Raw genomic sequence first — 16964 nt, 5'->3', positions numbered from 1 at the left:
GCCGCGGGTCCATCTGTAAGTGGTAGCCGAAGCCACCTTTTATGTCTGAACCATGCGGTTCAAACAAACATCCGGTATTAGCCCCGGTTTCCCGGAGTTATCCCAGTCTTACAGGCAGGTTACCCACGTGTTACTCACCCGTCCGCCGCTAACATCAGGGAGCAAGCTCCCATCTGTCCGCTCGACTTGCATGTATTAGGCACGCCGCCAGCGTTCGTCCTGAGCCAGGATCAAACTCTCCGATAAAGTGTTTGACTGACTACGCACATCGCTGTGCGATTTATTTAAAACTTTGAATTAACAGGTACGTTTTGTCTTGTTTAGTTTTCAAAGAACTTTGTTCGTCGCTCTTGAAGCGACTTAATTATCTTAACACATCGGTGTTAGTTCCGTCAACAACTTTTTAAAATTTCTTTTTCAAAAATTCGTTTCGTCATCAGCGACGTATATTAGAATACCACCCTTGATCCAACATGTCAACAATAATCGACAAATTAAATGATGAAGCGTTTAATGACTATCAAAGCCGCGATGCCGGGAATCCCCAGAATCCCGCTGATGCCCGTTGTAATCAGGTTAACAGGGATATGAATACCGAGACTGCCCCCGAACAAGTTCACACCCACCAGCAGAATCGCACCGGCAATAAACTTAATCGCAGTCACACCAATCCATCTTAGCGGTTTTGAAGATACTCCCCATAAAAAAAGCAAAGCAACCAGACCGACAATCAAACCGATAATGAAAAAAGGCTCCATGAATCTTCCCCCTCGCTTGTTTAGTACAAGCTTATGAGAAGATCCCGGAGAATAGACCTCTTACTTCCATCTGCTCATTTTCAAATTCCGCTGCTTCGCTTCTTTCAAATAAAAAAAGTACTTAGATTCAGCGACTTTCAGCTCAAACAACACCTCAGCGGAGGGCTCGAGACTTTTCTCGACCAGACTCTTCTGTCTGTTCCATTCTTCTTTTTGTTTAAAGAGCTGTTCTATCAGCTTCTCATCAAACTCTTTTCTTAATGTATTTCTGCGAAGAAAACCCATGCCTTGCCTTTTCCTCCCTTACAATTCACGTCTTCCTTCAAGAGCTTTTGAAAGAGTGACCTCATCAGCATATTCCAAATCACCGCCGACGGGCAGACCGTGGGCAATACGGGAGAGCTTGATGCCTGAGGGCTTTAACAGCCTTGATATATACATCGCTGTTGCTTCCCCTTCAATATTAGGGTTGGTTGCGAGAATAACTTCTGTCACTTGATCATCCTGAAGACGTTTCAGCAGCTCCGGAATCTTAATATCCTCCGGGCCGATGCCGTCCATTGGTGAAATCGCGCCGTGAAGAACATGATACTGGCCGTTATATTCCTTCATTTTCTCCATTGCGATCACATCCTTAGGGTCCTGCACGACACAAATAACAGACTTATCCCTTCTTGTGTCCTCACATATATAACAAGGGTCCTGATCTGTTATATGTCCGCAAATCGAGCAATATGTCAGATTCCGCTTCGCATTGACAAGCGCCTTAGCAAAATCCAATACTGTGTCTTCTTTCATACTTAGAACAAAAAAAGCCAGACGAACCGCTGTTTTCGGTCCGATCCCTGGCAATTTCATAAAGCTGTCAATCAGCTTTGATATTGGTTCAGGATACTGCATGTTTATTTATCCCCCTAGAATAAACCCGGTATGTTCATTCCTTTTGTAAATTGTCCCATTGTCTCATTCGTCATGTCATCCACTTTTTTGAGGGCGTCGTTTGTCGCAGCAAGAACCAGGTCCTGAAGCATTTCGATATCTTCCGGATCAACGACTTCTTCTTTAATGGCAACGTCTACAACTTCTTTTTGGCCGTTGACTTTTACAGTCACCATACCGCCGCCCGCTGTGCCTTCGAGCACTTTTTCAGCAAGCTCCTCCTGAGCCTTCGCCATATCCTTTTGCATTTTTTGCATTTGTTTCATCATTTTTTGCATGTTTCCCATTCCGCCACGCATATTCAATCACTCTCTTTCATCTTATTAGTCTTTTATTTCGATTAAATCCGCTCCGACAAGTTTTTTCGCCTCTGCAATCAGCGGATCTTCTTCAGCCGGTTCGTTTGATCCTTCACTTTCCTGCTGGTGATCATTTAAAAATTCTTCTCTTATTTTACCCCATTGTGCTTCCGGAACGCCAATCAAATCCATTCTTTTCCCGAGCATTGATTCGAGAATCTGTTCAAGATTCGTACGGACTCCGTTATTGTCTTCTGCAACCATTTTACAATGGATTTCGTATTTAAATTTAAGCACAAATGCCTTTTGAGCTGCAGCCACCGGTTCACTGTCATTCAAAAGAGCCGCATGAGACACCTTATTCTGCTGTTTCAGGTGTGCCAGCAGCTTGCCCCAGCTGCTTTTAAGCTGTTCAAGATCAGGTCTTGTGGCTTCCTTCAATATCTCATGAATTCTTCCGACCGGGGCTTTATAATGGCTTTTTCCGCCTTTTTGAGGACGCGGAGCCTCTTTCGGAGCGCTTTCCATCTGAACCTTCACACCGGAGGTTTTCAGCCTTTCTACTTCCTGCTCAAGCTGCTGGATCTTATTCATCAGCATGCCGACCTCAGGGATGTCTCCGGCGGATTGCTGTGCCGTCTGGCATATTTTCACGACAGCCACTTCAAAAAAGATTCTTGGGTGGTTCGTCCACTTCATTTCCTGATGGCTTTTATTCAGGATATCAATCATCTCATATAAAGCGGGGGCCGGTATGTCACCGCTCAGATTCCGAAACGTTTCATCGACCTTCACCTTTTCCAGGACTCCTTCTAAACCGGGAGCGGCCTGGTACAAGAGCATATCCCTGAAATAGAAAATCATATCTTCAATCAGTTTGGCCGCATCTTTCCCCTGCTGGAGCAATTCATTCAGTGTTTCCAATGCCTCGGAAACCTGTTTGCGGTGAAGAGCAGATGCCAGTTTCCCAGTATAGTGCTGAGAAACGGCTCCGGTAATGAGCAATGCGTCATCCACCGACAGCTCCCCGCCGCTGAATGATACGGCTTGATCGAGCAGGCTCAGCGCGTCCCTCATCCCTCCGTCCGCAGCACTCGCTATGATATCAAGGGCTCCTTCTTCCACCTTCAGCTGCTCTGCATCGACGATTGTCTTCATTCGTCCGACAATTGCTTTGGATGTAATCCGTTTGAAGTCAAAACGCTGACATCTGGAGATAATGGTTAAAGGAATCTTATGAGGCTCAGTCGTAGCTAATATGAAAATGCAATGTGCCGGCGGTTCTTCCAGCGTTTTCAGAAGCGCATTGAATGCGCCGATAGAGAGCATATGCACCTCATCTATAATATATACTTTGTAGGTGACGGCCGACGGGGCGAATTTTACTTTGTCACGGATGTCGCGGATTTCGTCTACGCCGTTATTCGACGCCGCATCTATTTCAATCACATCTGATATAGAGCCGTTTGTGATCCCCTTGCACGCCGCACATTCATTGCACGGTTCTTCTACGGGAGCGTGCTCACAGTTGACTGCTTTCGCAAATATTTTAGCTGCACTGGTTTTTCCCGTTCCCCGCGGTCCAGAAAACAGATATGCATGAGAAAATTTCTTTTGCAAAAGGGCATTTTGCAGCGTTTTCGTAATGTGTTCCTGTCCGACCACATCTTCAAACTGCTGAGGCCTAAATACTCGATATAAAGCTTGGTAACCCACAGGATGCGCCCTCCTCTGTTATTCATCATGTTTATTATACATGAACGTGCTTTTAACGCCAAAACCCGTTTTTCATATACGAAAAAACTCACCTGCCATAAACAGGTGAGTCTGAAATTTGATGATTGATTTACCGTGCACCTTCTGTCGATTCGCTACCCTAAGCGTTACTTAAGCAGTTAGCTCAGCCCAGGCAACCCTGCGGCACATGAGAGGTTTCACTTAATGCTGCTTCCTTCCGGACCTGACATGGTTCATGAATTCCCATTGCGCAGGACCCAGACGTCAACGCCACTTACTTAAGGCAGACCTTACAGTAAACGAACCTCGAGAAGGGATTCGGCCCCGCTAGAGCGGATTGCGGGTACAGGGCACCGCTACCTCCCCGCTTAGCACGGCAAAATAAATATCAAATTTTGATATGCGCACCATTCATGATGCACACATAAGTATATCTGCTTCAGGCAGAAAATGCAACCGTACTACTCAGACAACTTTTTCCTCATGTCTTTCTTTTGCCGGCGCAGCTTTCTGAAAAAAGCGCTGAGCATTTCTCCGCACTCTTCTCCGAGCACTCCGCTCACCACTTCCGCTTGGTGGTTGAACCGCTCTTCCTGCAAGAGGTTCATCAGCGTTCCTGTACAGCCCCCCTTGGGATCAAATGCGCCGAATACGACCTTATCGACTCTCGAAAGCACGACGGCTCCCGCGCACATCGGACACGGCTCCAAAGTGACATAAAGAACGGCTTCCTCAAGTCTCCATGTCCCCAGCTTACGGCACGCTTCGTCTATCGCCAGCATTTCGGCGTGGGCAAGCGACCTCTGTTCAGTCTCCCGCAGATTATGCGCCCGCGCCACGATCTCATCATGCAGAACAAGAACTGCTCCGATCGGCACTTCACCTTTCGCTTCGGCTTTCTTCGCTTCTTTTATGGCTTCTCTCATATAATATTCATCATTCATAGGTTCAAGCTCTCTTCTTAAGTTTTTTCATGTCTCATAAAGGTTAAAATAGGAATACCCAAGCAGAAAGGAGTTGCCGGTATTGTCTGAACCTAACAACACAGCCCTTCTGATTGTCGATATGATCAACAATTTTCAATTTGATATGGGCGAACGTCTTGCTGAAAAAACCAAACAAATTGTCCCCCGTATTTTATCATTAAAGAAGCATGCAAAACAAAGCAACTGGCCGATTATTTATATTAATGATCATTACGGGCTCTGGAAGGCTGATATTGATGCCATCAGGGAGGAATGCAGCAACGACAGAAGCGCCCCCATTATAAAAGATATTTCGCCTCAGCCGGATGATTATTTTCTCATTAAACCGAAGCATTCCGCTTTTTACGAAACGGCGCTTCACACCCTTCTGACCGAATTACAAGTGAACCGATTAATTATCACGGGGATTGCCGGGAACATTTGTGTGCTGTTCACGGCCAACGACGCCTATATGAGAGAATACAGCATTACCATTCCGAAAGACTGCACCGCTTCCAATAACGACGAAGACAATGATTTCGCTTTGACCATGATGGAGAATGTTCTCTTCGCAGAAATAACCACGGAAAAACAAATTACCGCCGAAAAATAAACATGATCAGCCTCCTTTTTTCATACATTTAATAGCGGATATGAAAGGAGGCGTTTTTCATTCAGATCTATATAGTGAAACGGGGCGACACGCTTTCCGCTATTGCGGCGCGCTACCGGACAGCCGCAAATGTCATTGCGGAAGCAAATAAACTGCCTAATCCAAATACATTGGTTGTCGGACAAACCCTTGTCATCCCGATTGAGGGTCAATATTACGAAGTGAAACAAGGTGATACTCTCGAGGCAATCGCCGGCCGTTTTCATATATCGGCCGCGGAGCTTGCGAGGGTGAACGGAATTCAGCCCGGCACCACATTGAGAGTCGGAACCCGCCTTTACATTCCGCAGCAGGCGAATAAGCCCGATATCGAATCAAACGCATATATAGAACCGCGGGGAACGAGCGTAAGCGCTAATCTGCAGCAGGCGGCAAGGGAGGCCTCTCCTTATTTAACATACCTCGGCGCATTCAGTTTTCAAGTGCAGCGGAACGGGACTTTAAAGGAACCGCCTCTGACCAATTTAAAAAGCATCAGTGACAGGCACAACACCACACTGATGATGATCATCACCAACCTTGAAAATGACGCATTCAGCGATGAACTCGGGCGGCTCATCTTGAATGACAATACAGTGAAAACAAAACTTTTTCAGGAAATCGTCTCCACGGCTAAAAAGCACGGCTTTCGCGATATTCACTTTGATTTCGAATATTTACGTCCACAGGACAGAGAAGCCTACAATCGTTTTTTACGTGAAGCGAGGACGATTTTTCATCGGGAAGGCTGGAAGATTTCAACGGCGCTTGCTCCGAAAACGAGCGCGACTCAGGCCGGCAAATGGTACGAAGCACATGACTATAGGGCACATGGAGAAATCGTCGATTTTGTCGTGATCATGACATATGAGTGGGGGTACAGCGGAGGCCCGGCTCAGGCCGTATCACCTATCGGCCCTGTAAGAAATGTCATTGAGTACGCGCTGACGGAAATGCCTTCTTCAAAAATCGTCATGGGCCAGAATATGTACGGCTACGATTGGACACTGCCTTTCAAACAGGGAACGACAGCGAAAGCCGTCAGTCCTCAGCAGGCAATCGCTCTGGCAGCACGCCATAAAGTCGACATTCAATATGACGAAACCGCCCAGGCTCCATTCTTTCGTTACACGGATGAAAATCAGAGACGGCATGAAGTATGGTTTGAAGATGCCCGGTCCATTCAAGCGAAATTCAATTTAATTAAAGAACTGCATTTAAGAGGGATCAGCTATTGGAAACTCGGCCTTTCTTTCCCGCAAAACTGGCTTTTGCTCAACGATCAATTTCATATTGTAAAAGAGACGTTTCGTTAATTGGAAGCGTCTTTTTTCATGGGCTTTTCTGAGAGTGTGATACAATATATAGGCCGGCAGCTGACGGATGTTTGCAGAATTAAGGAGGATTTTCAATGAACAGAGCCCCTTTTATCGCGGTAGAAGGTCCTATCGGGGCAGGAAAAACGACACTCGCTACGATGCTTTCTGAAGAGCTCGGTTTTCCTATGATTAATGAGATTGTGGAAGACAATCCTTATCTCGATAAGTTTTATGACAATATCGAGGAGTGGAGTTTCCAGCTTGAAATGTTTTTTCTATGTCACAGGTATAAACAGCTTGAAGACACCGATCGAGATTATTTAGAACAAGGACAGCCCGTTTTGTCCGATTATCATATTTATAAAAATGTTATTTTCGCAGAGCGTACATTGCACGGCCAAAAGCTTGAGAAATATAAGCAGATTTATCATCTGCTCACTCACGACCTGCCGAAACCGAATGTTATTGTATACATAAAGGCAAGCCTGCCGACATTGCTTCAACGCATTGAAAAACGCGGGCGCCCATTTGAGAAAAATATCGAACATCAATATCTGGAACGTCTCATTGCAGATTACGACACAGCCATCAGACAGCTTCAGGAAGAAGATCCGAATATATCTGTACTGACCATTGACGGTGATACTGAAGACTTTGTTTTGAATAAGACAGACTATGAAAGAATTGCCCGTCAGGTAAAGGAGCTTATTAAATGAAAGACATTCATATTCCAAACAACGCCATTATAACAGTAGCGGGAACAGTAGGAGTCGGAAAATCGACTTTGACCAAAGCTTTAGCAAAACGGCTCGGGTTTTCTACCTCACTCGAGGAAGTGGATGAAAATCCTTATTTAGAGAAGTTTTATCACGATTTTGAACGCTGGAGCTTCCATTTGCAAATTTATTTTCTGGCTGAGCGGTTCAAAGAGCAGAAAAATATGTTTGAATCAGGCGGCGGATTCGTGCAGGACCGTTCGATTTATGAAGATACAGGCATATTCGCAAAAATGCATGCCGATAAAGGAACCATGTCGCTGACAGATTACACAACATACACAAGCCTATTTGAGGCGATGGTCATGACGCCGTACTTCCCGCATCCTGATGTTTTGATCTATTTAGAAGGCGACCTTGAAAACATTATAAACCGGATTGAAAAGCGGGGCCGCGAGATGGAGCTGCAGACAAACCGCTCCTATTGGGAAGAGATGTATACACGGTACGAAGACTGGATCAGCGGTTTTAACGCCTGCCCTGTGCTGAAAGTACGCATTGAAGATTATGACCTTGAAGCTGATGAACAGTCACTGGAACCTTTGATCGAAAAAATCAGTCACGTGATCAACGAAAACAGAAACAAATAAAAATAGCAAAGCGATTTTCCCCGAACAGAGAAAATCGCTTTTTTTGCATATAAAAAATCCGCTACATCACATGCAGCGGACAAAACAATCTCCAATATATGCTCGAGTTTCATTAGGTTTAAAATCAATATGGCGGAGGAAGAGGGATTCGAACCCCCGCGGGCTTTGACACCCCTGTCGGTTTTCAAGACCGATCCCTTCAGCCAGACTTGGGTATTCCTCCGTATCGACATTTAATAATATACCACATGACCTAAATTTCAGTCAAGCGCTTTTTCATATTTTTTATTTCATTTCTTAAACGGCTTGTCCGTCAGCTTTATTATCATACAAAAGACTTGCGTCCAATTCAACCTCAGTATGCCATACGGGCAGGAAAACACAGTAAAAATCAAGAATAGATTCAAACAGATAACCTGCTCATAAAGGTGGAGAACATAATGAAAATCATCATTGCACCGGATTCTTTCAAAGAAAGCATGACATCAAAAGAAGCCGCTGACAGCATAGAAAAAGGATTCAAAGCGGTCTTCCCTGACGCGGAATATATCAAGATACCCGCGGCTGACGGCGGAGAAGGAACCGTTCAGGCTTTGACGGATGCCACTGGCGGGAGCATCATCAAAAAAACTGTGACCGGTCCGCTGGGAACGCCGGTAAACGCCGCATATGGACTTCTGGGAGACGGACGCACGGCAGTCATTGAAATGGCGGAAGCATCGGGACTTCATCTCGTTCCCCGCCATCTCAGAGATCCATTGCACACAACGACAAGAGGAACGGGTGAACTGATAGCAGATGCAGCTTCCCGCGGGGCGGGTGAGATCATCATCGGTCTTGGCGGGAGCGCAACCAATGACGGCGGAACAGGAATGGCGAGCGCGCTCGGTGTGCGTTTCTTAAATGAGGAAGGTCAGGAGATACCTGATGGCGGAGGCGCTCTGCACACCTTAGCTTCTATTGATATAAGCGGTCTCTCTCCTGATCTGAAACATATCCGTTTTCGCGCCGCATGTGATGTCGAAAATCCCCTGACCGGTGAAAACGGCGCGTCATATGTCTTCGGCCCGCAAAAAGGGGCGTCCGAGAAGACTAAAGTTGTATTGGATCGCAACTTACGCCATTTCGCTGAGGTATTGAGACGTCAGCACGATATCGAAGCGGATACCGTAAAAGGCGCGGGTGCCGCAGGGGGACTGGGCGCCGGACTGATTGCTTTCTTACAGGCAGAACTTCAAAGCGGGATTGATGTTGTATTAGATACACTGTCCTTCTCAGATCAGATAAGAGGCGCTGACCTTGTCATTACCGGAGAGGGGCAGATAGACGGACAAACGATATTCGGCAAAACCCCCGCCGGGATCGCCGCACGCGCATCTGCTCAAGAAATTCCCGTTATCGCATTGGCGGGCTCCTTAGGCAAAAATTTCGAGCATGTTTACAGCGCAGGAATAACAGCTGTATTTTCTATCGTGCCGGGTGCTGTAAGTCTTGAAGACGCCTTAGCATCCAGCCGTTTTAACCTTGAAAGCACAGCCCGGAATGCCGCCGCTCTATACCGGGCAGCAAAAAAGGCGCGCCTCTAGGGCGCACCTTTTACGGTTTGATGACTTCTTTATTTCCCATATAAGGACGAAGCACTTTCGGAATAATGACACTTCCGTCTTCCTGCTGATAGTTTTCTAAGATGGCAGCTACTGTTCTGCCGACTGCAAGACCTGAACCGTTTAATGTATGCACATGCTCCGGCTTGCCTTTCGCTTCGCGTCTGAATCGAATGTTTGCGCGTCTCGCCTGGAAGGCCTCAAAGTTACTGCAAGAAGAAATTTCACGGTATGTGTCTTGGCTTGGAATCCATACCTCAATATCGTACTTTTTCGCGGCTGTAAAGCCGAGATCACCGGTACACATGCTCATGACACGATACGGCAGTTCGAGCAGCTGAAGCACCCGCTCGGCTTGATTTGTCAGTTTTTCAAGCTCCTCATAAGAATCTTCAGGCTTCACGAATTTCACAAGCTCAACCTTGTTGAACTGATGCTGGCGGATCAAACCGCGTGTATCACGTCCGGCAGACCCCGCTTCTGAACGGAAGCAAGCGCTGAATGCGGCATAATTGATCGGCAGGTTCTCACCGGATAAGATTTCATCGCGGTGCATATTTGTAATCGGCACTTCCGCCGTCGGAATTAAGAAATAATCCTCTTCTCTGATTTTAAAAGCATCCTCTTCAAATTTAGGAAGCTGTCCCGTACCTGTCATGCTCGTACGGTTTACCATATAAGGAGGAATGACTTCCGTGTAATCATATTCATCAACGTGAAGATCCAGCATAAAGTTGTAGAGCGCGCGTTCGAGGCGGGCGCCTAATCCTTTATAAAACACAAACCGGCTGCCTGTTACTTTTGAAGCGCGTTCAAAATCAAGAATGTTTAAATGGTCTGCGATATCCCAATGCGGTTTCGGCTCATATGAAAATGCCGGCGCCTCTCCCCACTTGCGAATTTCAATGTTATCATCTTCCGTTTCCCCGACGGGCACTGAATCGTGCGGGATGTTCGGAATAGACAGAAGGATGGTTTCGAGCGTCGTTTCGACAGTACGAAGCTCTTCATCAAGCTTCTTAATTTCTTCGCCCACTTCACGCATCTCTTTAATAATATGATCAGCGTCTTTTTTCTCCCGTTTCAAAACGGCGACCTGCTGAGACACTTCATTGCGTTTTCCCTTCAGTTCTTCTACTTTACCGATAAGCTCTCTTCTCTTTTCGTCCAGCTCTTCAAACTTGTCAAAGTCAGATAAGTCTTCGCCTTTTGGAATGAGCTTCGCTTTTACCTCTTGAAAATTGGCTCTCAGCACCTTCGTATCAATCATGCCTAACAACTCCTATCTGTTTTTATCGAAAATAAAAAAGAGCCCTCATCCCCTAAAAGGGACGAGAGCTCTCGCGTTGCCACCCTGATTGAAAACAAGCTCACACTTGCTTCCCGCTTTAACACATAACGGTTTTCCCGTAAATGCCTACTTGTTTTCAGCATTTCGCTCAAGGACGGATTCGGACAGCATCTTTCACCGATTCGCACCACCCATCGGCTCTCTTTGAAAGAGAGGCTCCCTACTGCTTCCTGTCAACGCTTTTCGATCTTTATTTGTGTTTATAATGTACTATAAGTATCAGCGGTTTTCAACTGTTTTATACAGCTGTTTCCTGCTTATGCTTTTCCGCCATCTTCACAAACAGCTCTGTCACCCGGTGATCATCCGTCAGTTCAGGATGGAACGAGCAGCCGAGGAAATTCCCCTGCTTTGCAGCCACGATGCGTCCGTTATGCTCACAAAGCACTTCAACATCTTCTCCGGCTTCTAAAATATGCGGCGCGCGAATAAATACACCCGTAAACGGCTCATCAAGGCCTTTAATCGTCAGATCAGCTTCAAAGCTGTCGACCTGACGGCCAAAGGAATTACGCTCGACGACAACGTTCAACAGCCCTAAATGAGCGTTATCCGTTCCCGCTATCTCTTTGGCTAAGATAATCAGACCGGCGCAAGTGCCGAACATCGGCTTGCCTTGGGCGGCAAACTCGCGAAGCGGCTCCATAAAATGATACGTATCCATTAAACGCCGCATTGTCGTGCTTTCCCCGCCCGGCAGGATTAAGCCGTCGATATCATTCAGCTGTTCAGGACGCTTAATGACGACACCTTTTGAACCACATGCTTCAATTGAACGAATATGTTCTCTTACTGCTCCTTGAAGTCCAAGTACACCAATTGTTAACATGCTTCCAGCTCTCCTATGGTTTTACCAGCCGCGTTCTTGCATACGCTGTTCCGGCAATAGATTTGAGATTTCGATGCCTTTCATTGCTGTGCCTAATTCTTTAGAAAGCTCAGCGATCAGTTTGTAGTCTGTGTAATGAGTCGTTGCTTCAACAATTGCTTTGGCGAATTTAGCAGGGTTGTCTGATTTGAAAATACCTGAACCGACAAATACGCCGTCAGCGCCAAGCTGCATCATCAATGCCGCGTCAGCAGGCGTCGCTACTCCGCCGGCAGCAAAGTTCACTACAGGCAGTTTGCCGTCACGCTTGATTTGAAGAAGCAGTTCATAAGGAGCACCGAGGTTTTTAGCTTCAGTCATCAGCTCATCATCGCTCATCGCAACAACTTTGCGCACTTGCGCGTTTACTTTTCTCATATGGCGGACAGCTTCCACAATGTTTCCTGTTCCCGGTTCGCCTTTTGTACGAAGCATGGAAGCTCCTTCGGCGATACGGCGCGTTGCTTCGCCGAGATCACGGCAGCCGCATACGAACGGGACTGTATATTCATTTTTATTTAAATGAAATTCTTCGTCAGCCGGAGTCAGAACTTCACTTTCATCGATGTAATCTACTCCCATTGCCTCAAGGACACGCGCTTCAACGATATGTCCGATACGCGCTTTTGCCATTACGGGAATGGATACAGCATTCATTACTTCTTCAACGATTGTCGGATCAGCCATGCGGGCAACACCGCCGGCAGCGCGAATATCAGCCGGAACGCGTTCTAACGCCATTACGGCAACAGCTCCCGCCTCTTCCGCAATCTTCGCTTGTTCAGCATTTACAACGTCCATGATGACGCCGCCTTTTTGCATTTCCGCCATGCCGCGTTTTACACGATCAGTACCTGTTTGAGCCATTATTTGGTCCCCCTAGTCAATGTATAGTTAGATAATTTCTATCTCTTATTGTATCCCAGAAATACAATATTTCATATGGGTATTCTTATTTTACAGCGAGATGAATAAGATAGATATCATTTTTTTACTAATAATTTGGTTTTTTCAGTATATTAAGCAAAAGAGCCCTAACTTTCATCAGAGCTCTTTCTTATTTCTTAAAACCAGCCTGTTACCGTGTCAACGGCGCTGTTCCAGATTCCGGAGAAGAATCCGCCGATGCCGCGCATCATCTGAACAAACCAGTTTGCTTTATCTACATCATTTTTCGTTACAAGATTCACGCTGAACTCTTTGGATTTGAGGAAGCCATAGTCTTTGTCACTGCCTTTGTATGTAACTGTCAGCGTTCCGACCTTCGTTCCCTTTTTCACAGGAGCCGTGATTTCTTTTTTATCTAAAGTCACTTCGGCTTTATAGTTCTTTTCATCCCCGCTTTTCACAGGAATAGAAAGCGCCTTGTCAGTAACAATATCGACTTGCTTGTCTTTCCCTTTTTCAACGTCAATCGTTTTGTGCCCTTTTACTTGAGAGCCTTCAGGGTAAAGATCTTTCATTGAGAAATTGCTGTTAAATGCGTAATCGAGCATTTTTTTCGTTTCATCAAAACGTCCGGTATGCAGGTTGCCTTTTGCGTTTAATACAACGGTGATGACCCGCATTCCGTTCCGCTGTGCTGTGCTTGTAAAACAAGATCCCGCAGAATCAGTAGAACCCGTTTTTAAGCCGTCAACGCCAGGGTATTCAGAAACAAGACCTTTTAACATGAAGTTCCAGTTCGGCATGTCCATTTCATCATCAGTGCCGGCTCTGAATTTCGTCTTAGCAATGCTTGTTGTTTTGAGAACTTCCGGATAATCAGTGATCAGGCGGTCTGCAAGAAGCGCCATGTCTTTAGCAGAAACTTCACTTTCTTCTTTAACGCCTTCTCCTTGCGGCTGCTTGCCGTGAAGGTCTTCATTCACAAGCCCTGTGGCATTTTTAAAATCATAGTTTGTCATACCTAATTCTTTGGCTTTCGCATTCATTTCAGCGACAAATTTTGTTTCAGTTCCGGCAAGAATTTCGGCAACTGCAATCGCGGCTCCGTTGGCAGAGTAAATCGCCATAGCCTGATACAGTTCTTTAACCGTGTATTTGCCGTCTTTTCGAAGGGGGACGTTTGATAAACTGTTGTCTTGAGAAATTTCATAGACATAATCATCAGGAGTATACGTTTGATCCCATTTCACTTTTCCTTCTTTAATGGCTTCCAGAAGCAGATATTCAGTCATCATTTTTGTCATGCTGGCAATCGGCAGTCTTTTGTCTGCATTTTTACTGTATAAAATTTTTCCCGATGAAGCCTCAATCATTATCGCAGCTGATGCGTTGACATCAATCGGGTCATTGCCGGCTGCCTCCGCTTTAGACATCGGAACAAAGCAAGTTGCGGCCAGTGCCAGTACCACTAATGACACCAACAGCTGTTTCCATTTCGTGATGTTCAATCTTACGACCTCCGTCATTCATTTTAAATCTATAATTAAGCCGTTAAGGACATATTCAAATTCAAAACACAACAGTATAAATTTTATCACACTCGATATAAAAAAAATAGACAGAGTCAGCGACCCTGTCAAATGTTTTTTATTTGTAACAATTATGAGATTGTGTAGTTTGGTGATTCTTTCGTAATTTGGACATCATGCGGATGACTTTCGCGAAGACCGGCACCTGTCATACGGATGAATTGAGCCTCTTCTCTTAAAGCACGCAAGTCTTTTGAACCGCAATATCCCATACCTGAACGAAGACCGCCGACAAGCTGATACACTGTTTCTTCTACAGGACCTTTGTACGGAGTCCGTCCTTCGATACCTTCAGGGACGAATTTCTTATTTTCTTCTTGGAAATATCGGTCTTTACTGCCTTTTTCCATGGCAGCGACAGAACCCATACCGCGATACACTTTAAATCTTCTGCCTTGATAGATTTCAGTCTCTCCCGGGCTTTCTGAAGTACCGGCAAGCAGGCTTCCGAGCATTACGGCATGTCCGCCTGAAGCCAACGCTTTCGTAATATCTCCTGAGAATTTAATACCGCCGTCTGCGATAATTGTCGCGCCGTGTTTTCTCGCTTCAGTGGCGCAATCATAAATGGCAGTGATCTGCGGTACGCCTACACCTGCAACGACGCGTGTCGTACAGATAGAACCAGGTCCGATTCCCACTTTTACAATATTTGCTCCGGCTTCAATCAGAGCTTTTGTCGCTTCAGCCGTTGCAACATTTCCCGCGATAATGTTCAGTTCAGGATATGTTTCACGGATTTTCGCAACTGTGTTCAGTACGCCTCTGGAATGTCCGTGAGCCGTATCAACCACGATAACGTCGACATTCGCTTCAACAAGCTTGCTGACGCGTGTCATTGTATCGCCTGTCACACCTACCGCAGCGCCGACAATAAGGCGTCCGTGTTCATCTTTAGATGAATTCGGGAATTCGATAACCTTTTCAATATCTTTGATCGTGATAAGACCTTTTAATTTGTTTTGGTCATCCACTAACGGAAGTTTTTCAATTTTATGTTTCTGTAAGATTTTTTCTGCTTCGTCTAATGTGGTTCCCACAGGAGCCGTAACCAGCTCTTCTTTTGTCATGACATCACTGATTTTCATTGAATAATCAGAGATAAAGCGAAGATCACGGTTTGTAATGATACCGACAAGCTTTTGATCGTCTTTATTATCTACAATCGGAACACCGGAAATTCTGTATTTACCCATCAAATGCTCCGCATCGAATACTTGATGATCAGGTGTTAAAAAGAAGGGATTTGTAATAACGCCCCGTTCAGAACGTTTGACTTTGTCAACATGTTCAGCCTGCTGTTCGATGGACATGTTTTTATGGATAATGCCCAAGCCGCCCTGTCTGGCCATCGCAATCGCCATAGCTGATTCTGTTACTGTATCCATTCCCGCACTGATGACAGGAATATTAAGCTTTAACGTCTTTGTCAGTTCAACAGATAAATCCACATCACGCGGAAGTACGTCTGATTGAGCCGGTACGAGCAGTACATCATCGAACGTTAAGCCTTCTTTTGAAAATTTACTTTCCCACATTAGTAAATCCCCCTCTTTTCGGCAAAATATTATATGTAGATTATCAACTAGAAAACAGCATGTCAAGGAAGCGAAAAAGAGTTGAAATATTTAGATAAAGGAAAGGGTTTAAAAATACGTATGAGAGATCATGAGTGGAAAGAGTTATCATTATTTTATTCCGTAGAATCTTCCCAGAAATTTCTAAATAAAGTCTATACAGAAAGCGGCATGGAAGAACCAAAACGATATGCGTTTAAGAACAGTGAGCGCTTCATATTCTTTATCAAACACGCCGAGTCCTTTTATAAGCAGGCATCTCTTTCCCCTTTAGAAATTAAGCCTATTCTGTTGTTTTACGGGATGTCACAATTGCTGAAAGCCTGTCTTCTGACCACAGATCCAAGCTACCCAAGCCATGCCTCAGTACTCGCGCATGGCGTGACTGCCCGGAAACGCAAAAAGCAAAATTACTCCTTTAGGGATGATGAAGTGAAGGTGCAGCGCAATGGCTTATGTATTCATGTAATGAAGCACTTATTCGGAATAGCTGGTCTTGAGGAGGAACGGTATACGATGAAGAAATTGCTGACAGCCATTCCTGAATTGCATACTGTCTTTTACTTCCAAGAGAAAAAGAATTGGCTGACCCGAGTAGAGCTGAAAGATGACCTTATTTCAGTGCCTGAGCATGCGGTGATTCATTACAATATGTCTGATTCCCGCTTTGCTGAATATATCAGCCATCATTTGAAGTGGTCTTTTCTGAGGAAAGACCATAACCACTTGGTTTTTGAGGCTGAGCCGATAGACAGAGAACCTTGGTCTTCGCCAAATTTATTGTTTCACTTGGAGAAAAACCAATATTACATTCCCTCTCAGCGTGATCACTTCCTGCATCTTCCGGAAATGATTATTCATTATTTGGTTCTCTACAATATCGGGATGATTGCGAGATATGAAACGGAGTGGTGGTATGAACTGCTGACACAGCATGTCAGTGATGATTATGTAATGATCCGCCGGTTCTTAGAGGTCACGGAACGCAAATTTCCGTATTACGTTTCTAATTTCCTGAAGCAATACTTATAAACAAAAAAGGCAGCTCATGA

General features: G+C 45.3%; 17 protein-coding genes, 1 tRNA gene, 1 rRNA gene, 1 other RNA gene and 1 other annotated feature. Of the genes, 6 read left to right on the top strand and 14 right to left on the bottom strand.

The window, feature by feature from the left end:
• From AR442_RS04055 to tadA, 8 genes are all read right to left on the bottom strand, one after another.
• A 16S ribosomal RNA gene (locus tag AR442_RS04055) occupies nucleotides 1-246 on the bottom strand; the annotation flags it as partial.
• A gap of 248 nt (nucleotides 247-494) precedes the next feature.
• Nucleotides 495-758 carry a pro-sigmaK processing inhibitor BofA family protein gene (locus AR442_RS04050; protein ID WP_003150686.1) on the bottom strand — a complete coding sequence of 88 codons (264 nt, stop codon included), beginning with the start codon at nucleotides 756-758 and terminating at the stop codon, nucleotides 495-497.
• A 60-nt stretch (nucleotides 759-818) separates the two neighbouring features.
• Nucleotides 819-1043: a YaaL family protein gene (locus tag AR442_RS04045; protein ID WP_007408755.1), complete on the bottom strand. Its 225-nt coding sequence runs from the start codon at nucleotides 1041-1043 to the stop codon at nucleotides 819-821.
• 18 nt (nucleotides 1044-1061) lie between these two features.
• Entirely contained in the window at nucleotides 1062-1658 is a 597-nt protein-coding gene (recR, locus tag AR442_RS04040; RefSeq protein ID WP_053285552.1) for a recombination protein RecR, read from the bottom strand.
• A 14-nt stretch (nucleotides 1659-1672) separates the two neighbouring features.
• A complete protein-coding gene (locus AR442_RS04035) occupies nucleotides 1673-1996 on the bottom strand; it encodes a YbaB/EbfC family nucleoid-associated protein (protein ID WP_003150700.1) in 324 nt (107 codons plus the stop codon).
• 24 nt (nucleotides 1997-2020) lie between these two features.
• Nucleotides 2021-3712, bottom strand: a complete 1692-nt coding sequence (dnaX, locus tag AR442_RS04030; protein WP_053285553.1) for a DNA polymerase III subunit gamma/tau — start codon at nucleotides 3710-3712, stop codon at nucleotides 2021-2023.
• Between the two features lie 133 nt (nucleotides 3713-3845).
• Nucleotides 3846-4110, bottom strand: an RNA gene (gene ffs, locus AR442_RS04025) — signal recognition particle sRNA large type.
• Between the two features lie 84 nt (nucleotides 4111-4194).
• On the bottom strand, nucleotides 4195-4677 hold the full coding sequence (gene tadA / locus AR442_RS04020; protein WP_017419509.1) for a tRNA adenosine(34) deaminase TadA: 483 nt from the start codon (nucleotides 4675-4677) through the stop codon (nucleotides 4195-4197).
• 82 nt (nucleotides 4678-4759) lie between these two features.
• On the opposite strand from tadA, the gene AR442_RS04015 reads away from it, so the two are divergent.
• From AR442_RS04015 to dck, 4 genes are all read left to right on the top strand, one after another.
• Complete coding sequence (locus AR442_RS04015; protein ID WP_014416712.1) at nucleotides 4760-5311, top strand: cysteine hydrolase family protein; 552 nt, start codon at nucleotides 4760-4762, stop codon at nucleotides 5309-5311.
• 71 nt (nucleotides 5312-5382) lie between these two features.
• Complete coding sequence (locus AR442_RS04010; RefSeq protein WP_042893693.1) at nucleotides 5383-6666, top strand: glycoside hydrolase family 18 protein; 1284 nt, start codon at nucleotides 5383-5385, stop codon at nucleotides 6664-6666.
• 95 nt (nucleotides 6667-6761) lie between these two features.
• On the top strand, nucleotides 6762-7385 hold the full coding sequence (locus AR442_RS04005; protein ID WP_021494553.1) for a deoxynucleoside kinase: 624 nt from the start codon (nucleotides 6762-6764) through the stop codon (nucleotides 7383-7385).
• Complete coding sequence (dck, locus tag AR442_RS04000) at nucleotides 7382-8035, top strand: deoxyadenosine/deoxycytidine kinase (RefSeq protein ID WP_029974845.1); 654 nt, start codon at nucleotides 7382-7384, stop codon at nucleotides 8033-8035. The genes AR442_RS04005 and dck overlap by 4 nt, the downstream gene beginning before the upstream one ends.
• A 130-nt stretch (nucleotides 8036-8165) precedes the next feature.
• Here the strand turns inward: dck and AR442_RS03995 are convergent.
• Nucleotides 8166-8258, bottom strand: a tRNA-Ser gene (locus tag AR442_RS03995).
• 217 nt (nucleotides 8259-8475) lie between these two features.
• Between AR442_RS03995 and AR442_RS03990 the strand changes: the two genes are divergently transcribed.
• A complete protein-coding gene (locus AR442_RS03990; RefSeq protein WP_014416709.1) occupies nucleotides 8476-9621 on the top strand; it encodes a glycerate kinase in 1146 nt (381 codons plus the stop codon).
• A gap of 10 nt (nucleotides 9622-9631) precedes the next feature.
• Here the strand turns inward: AR442_RS03990 and serS are convergent, their stop codons facing one another.
• The 5 genes from serS to guaB all read right to left on the bottom strand — a co-directional run bounded on the left by serS (nucleotide 9632) and on the right by guaB (nucleotide 15873).
• Nucleotides 9632-10909: a serine--tRNA ligase gene (gene serS / locus AR442_RS03985; protein WP_007408744.1), complete on the bottom strand. Its 1278-nt coding sequence runs from the start codon at nucleotides 10907-10909 to the stop codon at nucleotides 9632-9634.
• A 54-nt stretch (nucleotides 10910-10963) separates the two neighbouring features.
• Nucleotides 10964-11176: a binding site (T-box leader), on the bottom strand.
• A gap of 52 nt (nucleotides 11177-11228) precedes the next feature.
• Complete coding sequence (gene pdxT, locus AR442_RS03980; protein ID WP_007615126.1) at nucleotides 11229-11819, bottom strand: pyridoxal 5'-phosphate synthase glutaminase subunit PdxT; 591 nt, start codon at nucleotides 11817-11819, stop codon at nucleotides 11229-11231.
• A 21-nt stretch (nucleotides 11820-11840) separates the two neighbouring features.
• A complete protein-coding gene (gene pdxS / locus AR442_RS03975) occupies nucleotides 11841-12725 on the bottom strand; it encodes a pyridoxal 5'-phosphate synthase lyase subunit PdxS (RefSeq protein WP_003150714.1) in 885 nt (294 codons plus the stop codon).
• A gap of 197 nt (nucleotides 12726-12922) precedes the next feature.
• Nucleotides 12923-14254: a D-alanyl-D-alanine carboxypeptidase gene (gene dacA, locus AR442_RS03970; RefSeq protein ID WP_011996156.1), complete on the bottom strand. Its 1332-nt coding sequence runs from the start codon at nucleotides 14252-14254 to the stop codon at nucleotides 12923-12925.
• 152 nt (nucleotides 14255-14406) lie between these two features.
• A complete protein-coding gene (gene guaB, locus AR442_RS03965) occupies nucleotides 14407-15873 on the bottom strand; it encodes an IMP dehydrogenase (protein ID WP_003150717.1) in 1467 nt (488 codons plus the stop codon).
• A gap of 120 nt (nucleotides 15874-15993) precedes the next feature.
• Between guaB and AR442_RS03960 the strand changes: the two genes are divergently transcribed.
• Nucleotides 15994-16944: a YaaC family protein gene (locus AR442_RS03960; RefSeq protein WP_025650403.1), complete on the top strand. Its 951-nt coding sequence runs from the start codon at nucleotides 15994-15996 to the stop codon at nucleotides 16942-16944.
• Nucleotides 16945-16964: the final 20 nt, after the last annotated feature.

It is taken from the genome of Bacillus velezensis, from assembly GCF_001461825.1.
Lineage (GTDB): Bacteria > Bacillota > Bacilli > Bacillales > Bacillaceae > Bacillus > Bacillus velezensis.
The sequence above is the reverse complement of the archived record's forward strand: the minus strand, read 5'-3'. Positions and strand labels throughout refer to the sequence as shown.

Bases quoted from the DNA above. Each gene is read 5' to 3' on its own strand.
- AR442_RS04050 (WP_003150686.1), bottom strand. From the start codon at position 758: ATGGAGCCTTTTTTCATTATCGGTTTGATTGTCGGTCTGGTTGCTTTG.
- AR442_RS04045 (WP_007408755.1), bottom strand. From the start codon at position 1,043: ATGGGTTTTCTTCGCAGAAATACATTAAGAAAAGAGTTTGATGAGAAG.
- recR (WP_053285552.1), bottom strand. From the start codon at position 1,658: ATGCAGTATCCTGAACCAATATCAAAGCTGATTGACAGCTTTATGAAA.
- AR442_RS04035 (WP_003150700.1), bottom strand. From the start codon at position 1,996: ATGCGTGGCGGAATGGGAAACATGCAAAAAATGATGAAACAAATGCAA.
- tadA (WP_017419509.1), bottom strand. From the start codon at position 4,677: ATGAATGATGAATATTATATGAGAGAAGCCATAAAAGAAGCGAAGAAA.
- AR442_RS04005 (WP_021494553.1), top strand. From the start codon at position 6,762: ATGAACAGAGCCCCTTTTATCGCGGTAGAAGGTCCTATCGGGGCAGGA.
- dck (WP_029974845.1), top strand. From the start codon at position 7,382: ATGAAAGACATTCATATTCCAAACAACGCCATTATAACAGTAGCGGGA.
- AR442_RS03990 (WP_014416709.1), top strand. From the start codon at position 8,476: ATGAAAATCATCATTGCACCGGATTCTTTCAAAGAAAGCATGACATCA.
- serS (WP_007408744.1), bottom strand. From the start codon at position 10,909: ATGATTGATACGAAGGTGCTGAGAGCCAATTTTCAAGAGGTAAAAGCG.
- pdxT (WP_007615126.1), bottom strand. From the start codon at position 11,819: ATGTTAACAATTGGTGTACTTGGACTTCAAGGAGCAGTAAGAGAACAT.
- pdxS (WP_003150714.1), bottom strand. From the start codon at position 12,725: ATGGCTCAAACAGGTACTGATCGTGTAAAACGCGGCATGGCGGAAATG.
- guaB (WP_003150717.1), bottom strand. From the start codon at position 15,873: ATGTGGGAAAGTAAATTTTCAAAAGAAGGCTTAACGTTCGATGATGTA.
- AR442_RS03960 (WP_025650403.1), top strand. From the start codon at position 15,994: ATGAGAGATCATGAGTGGAAAGAGTTATCATTATTTTATTCCGTAGAA.